Here is a 13,512-nt window from a genome sequence, read left to right as displayed (position 1 = left end):
TTTAGGTCGAGTATAAGCCTATAATTTCATTATAAAGTACTAAGGTGGTGAATAAATGATCAGGGTACTTATAATGGCTGACGATTTTACGGGAGCGCTTGATACCGGAGTCCAGTTCTCAAATTACGGTGTTAATACTGTAGTGACCTCTGATTTAGAGTTTGAATTTGGTGAAACTACACGTCAAATAGAAGTACTTGTCTTCAATACTGAAACAAGATATTTGAATAAACGTGATGCATATGAAGTGATCAAGAAGATCGCCTTAAAAGCTAAAGAAGAAAATATTCCATATATATTTAAAAAAGTGGATTCAGCGTTAAGAGGAAATGTTGCTTCTGAGTTAAGAGCTTTGAGTGATGTTTTCGAAGATGTATCCATTCCGTTTATTCCGGCGTATCCTGAACAAAATCGCTTTAGTTGCGATGGAATATTACTTATAGATTCAATACCAGTAAGTGAAAGTGTTTTTGGACAAGATCCGTACGAACCAGTAACGGAAAGCCATATTCCAACTCTTCTACTTAAAGAAGCAGAGTTAACAACTTATATTACAAAAACATATAAAATTCCTCCAAAACAAGAAAGAATTTTGTTAATAGAAAGTCACTCTGATGAGGAGATGCTATCTCAAGGGTATGAACTATTAATGAATGGTGCATTAAATATAACGGTGGGGTGTGCCGGGTTTGCTAAAGCATTAGCAAATATAATCTATGAAAAAAGGGATACAACGCAAAACGATATTAAACTTCCATTATTAATTGTAAGTGGAAGTGTTAATCCAGTAACAAAAAAACAAATTGTATTTGCGGAAGTGAATGGATTTAAACGAATATCTTTAACGTTGGAGCAACTTTGGGATAAACAATATTGGGATACAGTAAAAGGGCGAGAAGATATAAATCAATATTTAAAAATGGAACAACCTTTAATGTTTGAAACATTTGGGAATGTGTCGACAGATAAAGTAAATCAATTATCTGATCAAAGAAATGAACTAAGATTTAGGATAGGACAGTCACTCGGATACTTAGTAAAGAATCTCATCTCAAATGGTATTAAAAGAACAATATTATTTACCGGTGGAGATACATTATATCAATCGATGAGAGTATTTGGGATTACTGAAATTAAACCTTTGAAAGAATTATTCCCCGGAATTGTTCTAGGAAGTATTGATTTTAAAGATGAAGAACATTATGTCATTACGAAATCTGGCGGATTGGGTAATGAAGATCTGTTTATTAAATTAAATGCATTAATTAGTGAAAAAGGAGATGCATACTATGTTAAATCAATATAATTTAAAAATGCCAAAAAATGTGTTTGCAGGTTCTGATGCCATGCAAAACCTAAATACCATTATCAAAGACGGTGTGAAAAAAATCACGATATTTACAGATAAAGGCATACTTAAAGTTGGTTTGCTAGACGAAGTCATCAGTATTATCGAAAAGAATCATATCGAGTACGAAATCTTATCTGATATCCCAACAGAGCCATCTTACACAGAAGCTCAAGCGGTTGTTGATCATTTTAAAGCATTGAACTCTGATTTTATCATTGGAGTTGGTGGTGGAAGTGTTATGGATATCGCTAAATTAGCATCCGTGTTATCTACTGATGATTATACGGTGAAAGATTTACTAGAGGATCCGTTATTAGCTAAAAAACAAGTGACATCATTAATGATTCCTACCACAGCTGGCACAGGATCTGAAGCAACTCCCAATAGCATTGTAGGTGTACCTGAAAAAAATCTAAAAGTTGGTATTGTAAATGGTGAATTAATTGCTGACCATGTGATTTTAGATAGCAACATGATAAAAAATTTACCTAAACCTATTGCTGCAGCAACAGGTGTTGATGCTCTAGCACATGCGATAGAATGTTTTACTTCAAAAAAAGCTAACCCAATCAGTGATACATTTGCACTAGAGGCATTAGATTTAATTATGAATAACATTATTGAAGCTTGCACAAATCCAGATGCACTTGAAGCTAAAAGTAATATGTTATTAGGTTCTTTCTATGCTGGGGTAGCGATTACATCTTCAGGGACAACCGCTGTACATGCATTGTCTTATCCTTTAGGTGGAAAATATCACATTGCTCATGGTGTTTCTAATGCAATTCTACTAACACCAGTTATGAAGTTTAATGAGCCAGTTATTAAAGACCTCTTAGCTAAAGCATATGATCGAGTTGTAAAAGAAAAAAATGAAGAATTAACTGTAAATGAAAAATCAAAATATATCATCGATTTAATAGAAAACATTGTGAAAACACTTGAAATTCCGACTAGCTTAAAAACCTTCAATGTACCTCAGGAAGATCTAGACGAATTAGTCGAGGCTGGAATGGATGTTCAAAGATTACTTGTGAATAATATGAGAGAAGTAACTCCAGAAGATGCTCGTAAAATTTATCTAGAAATTATGTAGGAGTGATGAGTATGCATAACAAATTACAAGGAATTATTTCACCAATTGTCACACCTATGTATGACAATGAAGAAGTTAACTATGAAGAACTCGTAAATCAGGTGAATAGAGTCATTGAGAATGGTGTCCATGGTATTTTTACGTTTGGTACTAATGGAGAAGGCTATATTTTAAGTGAAGCAGAAAAAGTGCGTGTCATGGAAACAGTAGTTGATACGGTAGCGGGCAGGGTTCCAGTATATGCATCAACAGGATTAGTTGGGACACAAGATACAATTCGCTTGTCTTTAGAAGCAAAGCGAGTGGGTGTTGACTACCTATCAATCATTACGCCATATTTTGCATCAGCAACTCAAGAAGAGATTTATACTCATTTTAAAACAATTGCTGAAGCGGTTGATATGCCAATTGTTTTATACAATATTCCAGCTAGAACCGGCAATACTATTCAACCTGCGACTGTTGAAAGACTAAGTCACATTGAAAATATTGTTGGTGTCAAAGATAGTAGTGGAAACTTTGATAATATTCTTCAATATATTGAAAGAACAAGAAATAGAGAAGATTTCTCTGTGCTATCAGGTAATGATTCATTAATATTATGGACGTTACTTGCTGGGGGAACAGGCGGTATTGCAGGATGTTCTAATGTTTATCCGTTTACTATGGCGCAAATATACGAACAATTTGTAAACGATAATATTGAAGAAGCTCGTAAATATCAAGATTCTATCAGAAGTTTTAGAGATTGTTTTAAATATGCGAATCCAAATACCGTGGTAAAAACTGCAGTTGAACTACTAGGCTATCCAGTTGGCAAGTGCCGTGCACCATTTAATCAAGTGTCTGATGAAGGAATTACTGCATTAAAATCAGTGTTGAATGTAAATAGTGAAGCAGGGATGAAGTAGTTAGGAGGACATTATGAAAAAAATTATTGGAATAACAATGGGTGATCCTGCAGGTATCGGACCTGAGATTTCAATTAAAGCTTTTCAAAAGAAAAGCTTATACGAAAAATGTAAACCCCTACTTATTGGAGATAAAAGTATTGTAGAGAGCTATTTAGAGAAATTCCCGGAATTTAACATAAAAGTTAATGCCATTACTACACCGGAAGATGGATTGTATGAATGGGGAACAATGGATGTAATGGACTTAGCATCTGTAGATGCAAATGAATTACGGATTGGTGAAGTGTCTAAAGAAGCCGGAAATGCTGCATATCGCTATGTTGAAAAAGTCATTGAGTTAGCACTTGAAGGGAAAGTAGATGCAACCGTTACGAATCCATTAAATAAAGAAGCGTTAAACTTAGCAGGACATCACTTTGCTGGTCATACTGAAATTTATGGACAGCTTACCAATACTAATAAATTTTCGATGATGTTAGCTGATGGTGATTTAAGAGTGGTTCACGTTTCAACGCATGTTTCTTTAAGACAAGCCTGCGATTTAGCTAAAAAAGAGAGAGTATTAGATGTCATAAAAATTGCGCATCAAGCTTGTGTAAACTTAGGATTCGAAAATCCAAGGATTGCTGTGGCGGGATTAAATCCACATTGTGGAGAAAATGGATTATTTGGTACTGAAGAAATTGATGAGATCATCCCTGCTATTGAAACAGCTAAAGGTGAAGGGCTAAATGTATTCGGGCCTATCCCTCCAGATACAGTTTTCTCAAAAGCTCGTGGTGGTATGTATGATATCGTTGTGGCAATGTACCATGACCAAGGACATATCCCATTAAAATTATTAGGGTTTGTATTTGATAAAGAACAAAATAAGTGGAAAGAGGTTTCTGGAGTTAATATTACATTGGGATTACCAATTATTCGAACCTCAGTGGATCATGGAACCGCATTTGATCAAGCAGGTAATATGACTGCGAGTGAACTTAGTCTTGAAAATGCAATTGATTACGCGGTACAGCTAGCAAATAATGCTAAATAAGAAACGAAGTGAATAGAGTGATATTTGATTTAATAGAAAATTTAGATGAATATATATCGCTTAATCCAAAAATCGCCAACGGTTTAGAGAAATTAAACGAAGTCGAAGTAGATTATAATAGACGATTTGATTTTGATGGTGGTTATTTGTTCTTTCAGGAAGGAACTACGAATCATATAGATGAGGGGACATTTGAAGCACATAAAAAATATATTGACGTTCAAATTGTTTTAGATGGATCTGAATATGTAGCTTGGGCACCAATTAATCAATTAGTAGTTGATGTTGAATATAATCCTGGAAAGGATGTGGTTCGATTAAACGGTAGTCCGAAAGCAATCATCGAAATCAGTAAGGGCATGGCCTATATTTGTCTGCCTCACGATGGACACAAAGCGTTAAAACATATTAATAAAGCGACGAAATACATTAAAGCGGTAATCAAGATAGAAATTTAAATAGAAAGATAAGGTGATCAGTATGAGTAATAATAAGATCGTAATTAACGAGTCAATTCCAAACGGTAAATTATATCATGATGCTTATACAAATATTGATTTTTCTTTAATTCCATCTGGTCCTTTTTCAACCGCACATGCACCAACTATCATTGAGGTAGACAATGGAGATTTATTATGTGCATGGTTTGCAGGTTCATTTGAAGGCAGTCCTGATATTTCAATTGTATTATCAAAATTTAATCATGAATCTGGGGAGTGGAATGAACCGAAAATTGTCTCGCAGGATGATACGCGTAGTGAGCAAAACCCATCATTTTTCCTAGCACCTGATAAATCAGTATGGTTAATCTATACTTCTCAGGAAGGTCGACAACCAGGGAAAGATAATATGCAGTTTACGTCAATTATTAAATATCAGAAAACCTACGATAATGGTGAAAGTTGGACTGAACCAGAAGTATTATTTAGCCAGCCTGGTACATTTGTTCGACAAACTATTCAAGTATTAAGTAATGGTAGATGGATATTTGGCACATGGGTATGTGAAGATTCAGAATTAGGTCTTACAAACGATCCTACAGTATTCCAAGTATCAGATGATGAAGGAATTACATGGAAAGCAGTCCGCATGCCTGAAAGTAACGGACGAGTACATGCCAATGTTATAGAATTGGAAGATGGTCATTTAGTGGCATTTATGAGAAGTAGATTTGCCGATTATATTTATAGAAGTGAGTCAAAGGATTATGGAGATTCTTGGACAGTGCCTGAGCCAACAATCTTACCAAATAATAATGCAAGTATAAGTGCAATCAAGCTGGATAACGGTGCAATTGCTCTTGCATATAATGCAAACGCTGCCAATAATCCTGAAAAAGGTAAAGTAGCATGGCCTGGATTAAGAAACCCGGTAGTGGTTTCAGTGTCTGAAGATGGCGGAAATACTTGGCCAATCGGACGAATTATTGAACACGCAGAAGGTTTCATTGGAGCAGAGAATAAAACGAATAATTCACAATTTGAATATCCTACTATTTATCAAGATTCAAAAGGACTTTTACATTTAGTATATGCATATAAAAATAGATTATGTGTAAAATATAACGGCTTTTCAGTGGAAGATTTATATGGTAAAAAACGTGAAAATGAAGGGGTTTACAATCCTACATCTGGAGAAATAAGTTAGATATTAAGTTATCACATAATTAACCCGAGTTAACAAAATATCCAATAAACTAGTTATGAAAAAGAGAGGAGAAACAAAAAATGACAATGTCAATGAGTCTTGCCCTTGGTATTTTGGTCATAATGATTGTCATGATCATGTCAGACAAATTCGCCTTCGGTGCACCACCAATCCTGGCATGCCTTCTGCTAGTAGTTACAGGTCTGTCCACTGTTCAGGAGGCTTTCGCAGGCTTCGTGAACCCAAGCGTTATCATGATCGCTGGCTTTATGGTTGTTATGGCGGGACTAATGAAGACTAGCTTGATTGGTAAGGTTCAGTCCTCTATGCTCGCTTTGGTAAAGAAGGGCGGTTATAAGAGCTATGCACTTTTGCTTGTGGTAGTTATGCTTGGTGCCAGTTTACCAGGTGCCGGTGCCACTGGTTACTATGTTCTGATTCTATCCTTAATATCTACTATCCCTTATAATAAAAAAATGCCTACGTCCAAGCTGATGATGCCTTTAGGGTTTGCTACTAACCACCCTTTAATTCCTTTCAATGTTGCACTTTTCTATGGTGTTACTGTTAGTGTACTGGAAACGGCAGGTTATACCGCCGGGCTTTCTATGTCGAAATTTGCTGTAGTGAATTTCATCCTGGCTCTTGGTTTCTTGGCATGGAGTTTGGTTGCTTATCGTCTTCTACCGGATCATCCAATTACGGAAGCTTCTGAATTTGATGAGGTGGCGGCTACGCTTGAGATTGGGGCTATGCCTGCATGGAAAGAATACTTCACTATCGCTGCATTTATCCTCAGTGTTGTTGGTATGATGCTTATGAACGTATTGGGCAATGCAGCTTATGTAATCCCTGGCCTTTTTGGAGCATTCTTATTAATAATCAACGTACTTGACTTCAAGGAAGTTCGAGATAATATGGGGGCACCTGTAATCCTTATGATGGCTGGTGTTATCGGTGTTGCTGACGCTCTGGCTAACTCTGGATTTACAGCTATGATCGGAGAAGTTGTGGCGGATTCATTAGGTACTAACATCAATCCATTCATTCTTATCTTCATCTTCGCAATTCTAACTAGTACTTGTGCTACTTTTACTGGTTCAAATATGGGTTCTGTATACATCTTTGCACCAATCGCTATTGCAACCAGCGTTAGTTTGGGACTTAATCCTGTTGCTGCCGCAACTGCAGTTGTAATATCTGGATGGAACGGCGGGTATATGCCAATCGATGGTATGCCAGCGATGATTTTAGGCATGGGTAAATATAAGCTTCCACAGTTCTGGTTGTTCTCAGTACCTATGTACCTGATCCGCATTATTGTGCTATGTATAGGTGCTATGCTTCTGTTCCCTGTAAGCTAATAAAGTGATAGAAGGAACAGGTAGATTTCACAGGTTATGACACTGGAGCTAGGTGATATTAAGGATTTATAAATTATATATTAACCTCGTAAAGGGGAGTAGCGTCAGGTATAACCTGAAACAAAGTCGTCAATACATGGATTACTCCATCGGCTTTGTTGGCATAATACTATGCTTAGCGAGACCTTTGCCTAATTACAGGCAAAGGTCTCTTTATTTTTACTTTTGATATAGGGAGGAATATAAATGGAATTTTTAACAGGGTTACTTACGATTATTGCCATTGATTTGGTACTAGCGGGCGATAATGCCATACTCATTGGGCTTGCGGCAAGGAATCTACCTGTGCATCAACAAAAGAAAGTAATTATGTGGGGTGCTGTAGGTGCCATTATAATTCGGACCATTGCAACTCTGGCAGTTGTATGGCTTTTGGAAATACCAGGATTACATTTAGTAGGGGGCCTTCTTCTAGTAATTATTGCATACAAGCTACTAGTTGATGATGAAAAACATGGTGATATTAAATCAGGGGAAAATTTTTGGGCGGCCATTCGAACCATCATTATAGCTGATGCATTAATGGGATTAGATAATGTATTAGCAGTAGCTGGAGCAGCACACGGTGATATTTTGCTTGTTATTCTTGGACTACTTGTCTCTGTGCCTGTTGTGATGTGGGGAAGTACATTAATCTTGAAATGGATTGAACGATTCCCTGTAATTATCACATTTGGATCAGGAATCTTAGCTTGGACAGCATCGAAAATGATCGTAGGTGAACCTTACTTAAATGAATTTTTCACAAACTCTTTCATTAAATATGGATTCGAAATAGTGGTCATTGCCGGGGTTATTATTGCTGGTAAACTAAAAGAGAATAAAGTGGTATTAAAGAAAAGTGTAAGTGATGCAAAAGGGGAAGTAGAACAGGTTGGTTGAATGAGTTGAAAAGTAAAAGGGCACCCTTGCTGACGGTTTGCCTTTTCCTGGAGGCAGGGGTTTTTTTTCAAGAATGAAATCTATTGCAAGAAGGTTGTAAATCTAAACTTATAGAATATAGGGAGAGAAATTGTATGGAACAACAACTACCTAAAGTAAAACCTTTATGTCCTCCGGGGCGCCCGCCGCGCTACGAAGATGTTCCTTTTGCGGAGGTAACCTTGGATAATGGGGAGCCATACACCCTGAAAATGGATATCTATCAAGATCTTAACCAGAAAACGCCAGGCCCCTGCATCATTTACTATTTCGGAGGGGGATGGATGTATGGAGAATACAAGCAGGTTACCCAAAAAGCAGTATATTGCCGGGAACTTATAAGATTGGTTGAGCAAGGATTTACTGTTGTATCTCCATCCTATCGCTTGGCTAGTCAGTCTGTTTTCCCAGCGTGTATTCATGACTGTAAGGGAGTCGTACGGTTTTTGAAAGCAAATTCAGAGAAATATCATATCGATCCCGAACGGATTGGCGTGTTGGGGAACTCTGCTGGTGGACATCTAGCCGCAATGGTCGCAATGAGCGCAAATTGCAGTGAAATGGAAGGCGATGTCGGCGGTAACCTAGAATATACGAGTGCAGTAAGGGCTGCAACAATTTTTTATGCTCCATCCGACTTGGTAGCACTCCTCAGGAACGATGCGAATCAAGCAAAAAAGAATCTGTCTGGAACAGAAGTCGATAATGCAAGCAAATCCATGGATGATGTGATAACCCAAATCCTTGGATATACTGAACCTGGAAAATCGTTATTAGATTTGAATCAATTGCTAGAAAGCGGCGATATTTGTGACCCAGATTGGAAGTATATAGAATTAGCCGAAAAATGTAGTCCTATTACATATGTAAGTGCCGATTGTCCACCGATGATGATTTTGCACGGTGGCAAGGACCCGCTCGTGCCTATTGATCAAAGCGAAAGTCTTTACAAAGCCCTAGTGTCTTCTAATGCGGATGCGATGTATTTATCGTCTTCCCAGGCTAATCATGGCCCAACGATGGGAAATGAAGCTGATCAAATGGCATATCAGTTCTTAAAAAACAGACTGTAAGAAAAAAATATATAATACTAATAATCGGAAAGGATAAAAATGGAGGAAAATTTTTGGGGAAATTTGAGATCTTTTTTTATATTTCAACATTAGCAAATTCATACACTCCTGCGAAGACAATTTACGTTTGTGTGCCTGATCGAGATGCTCAATCATATGAATCTGTGGAAAAATTTGCAATTAACTCCGGCTGGCTTGAATTAGCAGAACATGATGGTGCAGTTCTAGTTATGCCTATTGCAAAAAATGGTTGGCAAGCACAGAGTCCTACAATGATTGCGGAATTTTATAGTGAAACCAGGAAAAACTTTAAATCAAAAAATGGTGACAGTATACCTGGACGAGATGGATTCATTTGGTGCTGGGAAACCCTTGTCTATTTGGTGGGCTATGAGGAAGGCGCGGTGTTTGCCGGAAATGTTACTGTTACAAGTCCAAACCGTTTTGCCGGTGTTGCTCTTGTTAACGGTGTACCATGCGATTATTCAGCCCAGTCAAACCCTTCCGACCATTGGCTTGTTAGCAACGTAAGTCCTGGCTATAATAAGAAAAATCGTGATATCCCGGTTTGCCTCTGGATGTTTGGACAGAACGAAAATTTTGCAAAAGAGGCGCTTGCATATTTTTCTGTGAGTAACCAAATCACTAATCCCTCCGAATTAGCAGAATATGATGGCATCATCACAGAGCTTTATAAAAATAGAACTGAGGAAGCTGTTCAAATTAGAGTTTCTCTCGGGGAGTTCACGGCTACTCCAGTACTTGCCAAGACAATTATGAATCATTTATTCAACAAATTCATTCGCTGGAAGAATGCTCCGGACGGCACATTAAAACCATATCTTAGCAAGGCTGCCTTTTACGAATCCGATCGCTATTTTCGTGACTCGGTAACGTTGAATAATAATAAGTACGAATTTTTCACATATCTTCCTGAGGGAATGACTAATAAAGATGTTGCGGGACTTCCTGTTGTTTTCAGCGTTCATGGCAGAGGGGAGCCATCTTGGATTTTTTCTACCAAGAACGGTTGGAATAAACTTGCGGATGAAACCAAGGAATTTATCCTGGTTCTGCCCGATTCACCACAAAACATATGGTTGCTTGAGCGGGATGGTGAAGTATTCGGCAAAATTATCGATAAGCTTAATGAAGTTTATTCAATAGACAAAACAAGAGTATATCTTACTGGTTTCTCTAATGGGGGTATGATCACTCGTCAGGTAGGGAATCAACATCCGGAACTTTTTGCAGCAACTTCTCCATGGAGCGCACCGTTTGTCGACAGTTTTGAAGAATTATTATCAAGCGGCTATGAGCTCCCCTGTTTTATTTTTACAGGTGATAATGACGAAAAAGTCCTTTTATGGGATAATTTAGACAGTTTGCTAGAGGATATGCTTAAAGTAAACAATTGTAGTATAAAAGAAGCCGAACCCCGTATTCATATGAGATTTATCCCAGATGGGGTGTGCAATGGTGATAACTACTACACTCAAGAAAACAAATATACGGATGGTGACCGTTTCCAGACTTATTTTTTTAAAAACTTTGATGGTCAGGTAAGAGTTTGCTTTACACTCATGAAAGACATGCCACACGGTGCAATTTATGACCAAAGCCGTGCTGCATGGGCATTTTTGAAGCGTTTTAGCCGTCCGGAAGGTTCAAAAAAAGTCATTGATGCGGGGGCATAATCCTAAAGAATATATTTTCTAATTCATTATGTATAATTGGTTAAACTAATTGGTAAATGACACGAGTGAAAATTGGATGGGTACTCCAGTTTTCCTCGTGTTTTTTGGATTATAGATTATTTTCTAATTCACTTCTCAAAAAAATAATTTTTTCCTGTACGTTAAATTTTTCCTTTTTTAATTTGCGTACCTTAACTTGGCTAACTATGATATAGGATGTTGAAAGGAAGAAAAGGGAAATTTTAAAAATGTGAAAGCCATAAAATAAAGTTAGAAATAACATCAATGCGGAAAACAAATAACCAAAAAGTAAAAATAGCGTCCATTTGCCGATTGATTGATCAAGGTCATCTTGCTCACGGAAAAGATGAGCTCTTTCGATGATAAATTCCCGGGTTTCTAATCTTGGCATAACTCATTCTCCTTATTCAATGAACATCAAAAATATTATTTTTAAATAAAATCATTGGAAAAGTAACTGTCCTTTTGCTGCTCTCTTTTTTATTAAAAACGATTGAATTAATGAAGTAAATAAGAAATCCGCTAACATTGTGGATGATTTCTGATATTTTTTAATAAAGGAATTAGGGATTTGCGCTTTTGTCGTAATTCTAAAATCTTGGCAACAATCACTATGACAAAATGCAATTTTGAATAGATGGATTAGGCTTTGCAAACGCTTTAATATAAAAATAGAAAGACAAAACAAATTTATATTGAAGGGGGATTTACACAAAATGAACCAAACGGGTCAAAATACATCAGATGTAAAAGTGAAAATCCAAAAGTTTGGTAGCTTTTTAAGCGGTATGGTTATGCCAAACATTGGCGCAATTATCGCATGGGGACTTATAACAGCATTTTTTATTCCAACAGGCTGGTGGCCAAATGAAGATCTAGCTAAGCTAGTCGGCCCAATGATCACTTATCTATTGCCATTATTAATCGGTTATACTGGTGGTAAAATGGTTCATGACGTCCGCGGAGGAGTAGTCGGTGCTACGGCAACGATGGGGGTTATTGTCGGAACAGATATTCCAATGTTCTTGGGCGCTATGATTATGGGACCTCTTGGTGGTTACCTAATCAAGAAGTTTGACCAGGCGATTCACGGAAAAGTTAAATCAGGATTCGAAATGCTTGTAAATAACTTTTCAGCAGGTATTATCGGTGGGGCTTTAACGCTAGTTGCTTATAAAGCTATCGGTCCGGTTGTAGAAGGTTTAAGTAAAGTATTAGCTTCTGGAGTTGAAACAATCGTTGATGCGAATCTATTGCCACTTGCCAATATCATTATTGAACCGGCAAAGATTCTTTTCCTTAACAATGCAATTAACCATGGTATTTTAAGTCCATTAGGAATTGACCAAGCAGCAAGCGCAGGAAAGTCTATTATGTTCATGTTAGAAACAAATCCTGGACCAGGTCTAGGAATCCTGCTTGCATTTATGTTATTCGGTAAAGGAACAGCAAAACAAACAGCACCTGGTGCAGCAATCATTCATTTCTTAGGTGGTATTCACGAGATCTACTTCCCGTATATTTTAATGAAGCCAGTATTACTTCTTGCAGCGATTGCCGGTGGGGTAAGTGGAGTATTCACATTTAACCTATTTGATGCTGGTTTAGTTGCAGCTCCATCACCAGGTAGTATTTTCGCATTACTTGCGATGACTCCAAAGGGAGGCTATCTTGGGGTACTTGCTGGGGTGTTAGTAGCAACAGCAGTATCGTTTGTAGTAGCGGCATTGCTTTTAAAAACAAGCAAAGATACAGAAGAAGATTTAACTACAGCAACAGCTAAAATGGAAGAAATGAAAGGTAAGAAAAGCTCAGTTTCTTCAGTTTTAACAAGCGAAGTACAAGTTTCTGCTGACAAAGTAAACAAAGTTGTGTTTGCTTGTGATGCTGGTATGGGTTCAAGTGCAATGGGAGCTTCCATCCTTAGAAATAAAATGAAAAAAGCAGAGATCGATGTTACTGTTATCAACACGGCGATTAACAATTTACCGTCAGATGCGGATATTGTTATTACTCATAAGGATTTAACAGATCGTGCTAAAGCAAAACTTCCAAATGCAACACATATTTCTGTTGAAAACTTCTTAAATAGCCCAAAATATGATGAGTTAGTTGATCAATTAAAAAACTAATCAATTAGTAAAAAGAGCTTAGCATTTTACATCATGCTAAGCTCTTTTATTTTAAGGGCTGAGTTAAAGGACACTTGTTGCCAAATTTAAAAGGGTTATTTTAAATTTGGCAACAAGTGTCGTGACTAATTCCAATTTACCCTTTGTTGTATAAGGCTATTGTCAGGTTTAAAATGAAGATGTAAATATATAAATTA

The 13,512-nt window shown here is 37.1% G+C and carries 12 protein-coding genes and 1 riboswitch; of the genes, 11 read left to right on the top strand and 1 reads right to left on the bottom strand.

Features of this window, described 5'->3' with window-relative positions:
* The first annotated feature begins 55 nt into the window (after nucleotides 1-55).
* The 10 genes from ACI48O_RS19830 (at nucleotide 56) to ACI48O_RS19785 (ending at nucleotide 11,162) form a co-directional block, all read left to right on the top strand.
* Entirely contained in the window at nucleotides 56-1,306 is a 1,251-nt protein-coding gene (locus ACI48O_RS19830; RefSeq protein ID WP_435563572.1) for a four-carbon acid sugar kinase family protein, read from the top strand.
* Nucleotides 1,290-2,447 (top strand): iron-containing alcohol dehydrogenase, encoded by a 1,158-nt coding sequence (locus tag ACI48O_RS19825; protein ID WP_435563571.1) that lies wholly within the window; start codon nucleotides 1,290-1,292, stop codon nucleotides 2,445-2,447. The genes ACI48O_RS19830 and ACI48O_RS19825 overlap by 17 nt, the downstream gene beginning before the upstream one ends.
* 11 nt (nucleotides 2,448-2,458) lie before the next feature.
* A complete protein-coding gene (dapA, locus tag ACI48O_RS19820) occupies nucleotides 2,459-3,358 on the top strand; it encodes a 4-hydroxy-tetrahydrodipicolinate synthase (protein ID WP_435563570.1) in 900 nt (299 codons plus the stop codon).
* 13 nt (nucleotides 3,359-3,371) lie between these two features.
* Nucleotides 3,372-4,400: a 4-hydroxythreonine-4-phosphate dehydrogenase PdxA gene (pdxA, locus tag ACI48O_RS19815; protein ID WP_435563569.1), complete on the top strand. Its 1,029-nt coding sequence runs from the start codon at nucleotides 3,372-3,374 to the stop codon at nucleotides 4,398-4,400.
* A gap of 8 nt (nucleotides 4,401-4,408) precedes the next feature.
* Nucleotides 4,409-4,858, top strand: a complete 450-nt coding sequence (locus tag ACI48O_RS19810; RefSeq protein WP_435563568.1) for a NanQ anomerase/TabA/YiaL family protein — start codon at nucleotides 4,409-4,411, stop codon at nucleotides 4,856-4,858.
* A gap of 22 nt (nucleotides 4,859-4,880) precedes the next feature.
* Complete coding sequence (locus ACI48O_RS19805) at nucleotides 4,881-6,047, top strand: sialidase family protein (RefSeq protein WP_435563567.1); 1,167 nt, start codon at nucleotides 4,881-4,883, stop codon at nucleotides 6,045-6,047.
* Nucleotides 6,048-6,127: 80 nt separating this feature from the next.
* Entirely contained in the window at nucleotides 6,128-7,411 is a 1,284-nt protein-coding gene (locus ACI48O_RS19800) for an SLC13 family permease (RefSeq protein ID WP_435563566.1), read from the top strand.
* Nucleotides 7,412-7,492: 81 nt separating this feature from the next.
* A riboswitch (yybP-ykoY riboswitch) is annotated at nucleotides 7,493-7,588 on the top strand.
* 69 nt (nucleotides 7,589-7,657) lie between these two features.
* A complete protein-coding gene (locus ACI48O_RS19795) occupies nucleotides 7,658-8,353 on the top strand; it encodes a TerC family protein (RefSeq protein ID WP_435563565.1) in 696 nt (231 codons plus the stop codon).
* A 134-nt stretch (nucleotides 8,354-8,487) separates the two neighbouring features.
* Nucleotides 8,488-9,465 (top strand): alpha/beta hydrolase fold domain-containing protein, encoded by a 978-nt coding sequence (locus ACI48O_RS19790; RefSeq protein ID WP_435563564.1) that lies wholly within the window; start codon nucleotides 8,488-8,490, stop codon nucleotides 9,463-9,465.
* A 53-nt stretch (nucleotides 9,466-9,518) separates the two neighbouring features.
* The gene (locus ACI48O_RS19785) at nucleotides 9,519-11,162 is read left to right on the top strand and encodes a CE1 family esterase (RefSeq protein WP_435563563.1); all 1,644 of its coding nucleotides are present in this window, start codon (nucleotides 9,519-9,521) and stop codon (nucleotides 11,160-11,162) included.
* Nucleotides 11,163-11,271: 109 nt separating this feature from the next.
* Here the strand turns inward: ACI48O_RS19785 and ACI48O_RS19780 are convergent, their stop codons facing one another.
* Complete coding sequence (locus tag ACI48O_RS19780; protein ID WP_435563562.1) at nucleotides 11,272-11,574, bottom strand: hypothetical protein; 303 nt, start codon at nucleotides 11,572-11,574, stop codon at nucleotides 11,272-11,274.
* 325 nt (nucleotides 11,575-11,899) lie between these two features.
* Here ACI48O_RS19780 and ACI48O_RS19775 point away from each other — a divergent pair, with 325 nt between their 5' ends.
* Nucleotides 11,900-13,315 carry a PTS mannitol transporter subunit IIBC gene (locus ACI48O_RS19775; protein WP_435563561.1) on the top strand — a complete coding sequence of 472 codons (1,416 nt, stop codon included), beginning with the start codon at nucleotides 11,900-11,902 and terminating at the stop codon, nucleotides 13,313-13,315.
* Nucleotides 13,316-13,512: the final 197 nt, after the last annotated feature.

Source organism: Neobacillus terrisolis (genome assembly GCF_051233475.1).
Classification (GTDB): domain Bacteria; phylum Bacillota; class Bacilli; order Bacillales; family Cytobacillaceae; genus Bacillus_BU.
This window is presented reverse-complemented; position numbering and strand designations above follow the sequence as displayed.

What these genes read in the sequence shown, in the direction of transcription:
- ACI48O_RS19775 (WP_435563561.1), top strand. Translation starts at nt 11,900, where the DNA reads ATGAACCAAACGGGTCAAAATACATCAGATGTAAAAGTGAAAATCCAA.
- ACI48O_RS19780 (WP_435563562.1), bottom strand. Translation starts at nt 11,574, where the DNA reads ATGCCAAGATTAGAAACCCGGGAATTTATCATCGAAAGAGCTCATCTT.
- ACI48O_RS19790 (WP_435563564.1), top strand. Translation starts at nt 8,488, where the DNA reads ATGGAACAACAACTACCTAAAGTAAAACCTTTATGTCCTCCGGGGCGC.
- ACI48O_RS19830 (WP_435563572.1), top strand. Translation starts at nt 56, where the DNA reads ATGATCAGGGTACTTATAATGGCTGACGATTTTACGGGAGCGCTTGAT.
- dapA (WP_435563570.1), top strand. Translation starts at nt 2,459, where the DNA reads ATGCATAACAAATTACAAGGAATTATTTCACCAATTGTCACACCTATG.
- ACI48O_RS19800 (WP_435563566.1), top strand. Translation starts at nt 6,128, where the DNA reads ATGACAATGTCAATGAGTCTTGCCCTTGGTATTTTGGTCATAATGATT.
- ACI48O_RS19795 (WP_435563565.1), top strand. Translation starts at nt 7,658, where the DNA reads ATGGAATTTTTAACAGGGTTACTTACGATTATTGCCATTGATTTGGTA.
- pdxA (WP_435563569.1), top strand. Translation starts at nt 3,372, where the DNA reads ATGAAAAAAATTATTGGAATAACAATGGGTGATCCTGCAGGTATCGGA.
- ACI48O_RS19805 (WP_435563567.1), top strand. Translation starts at nt 4,881, where the DNA reads ATGAGTAATAATAAGATCGTAATTAACGAGTCAATTCCAAACGGTAAA.
- ACI48O_RS19825 (WP_435563571.1), top strand. Translation starts at nt 1,290, where the DNA reads ATGTTAAATCAATATAATTTAAAAATGCCAAAAAATGTGTTTGCAGGT.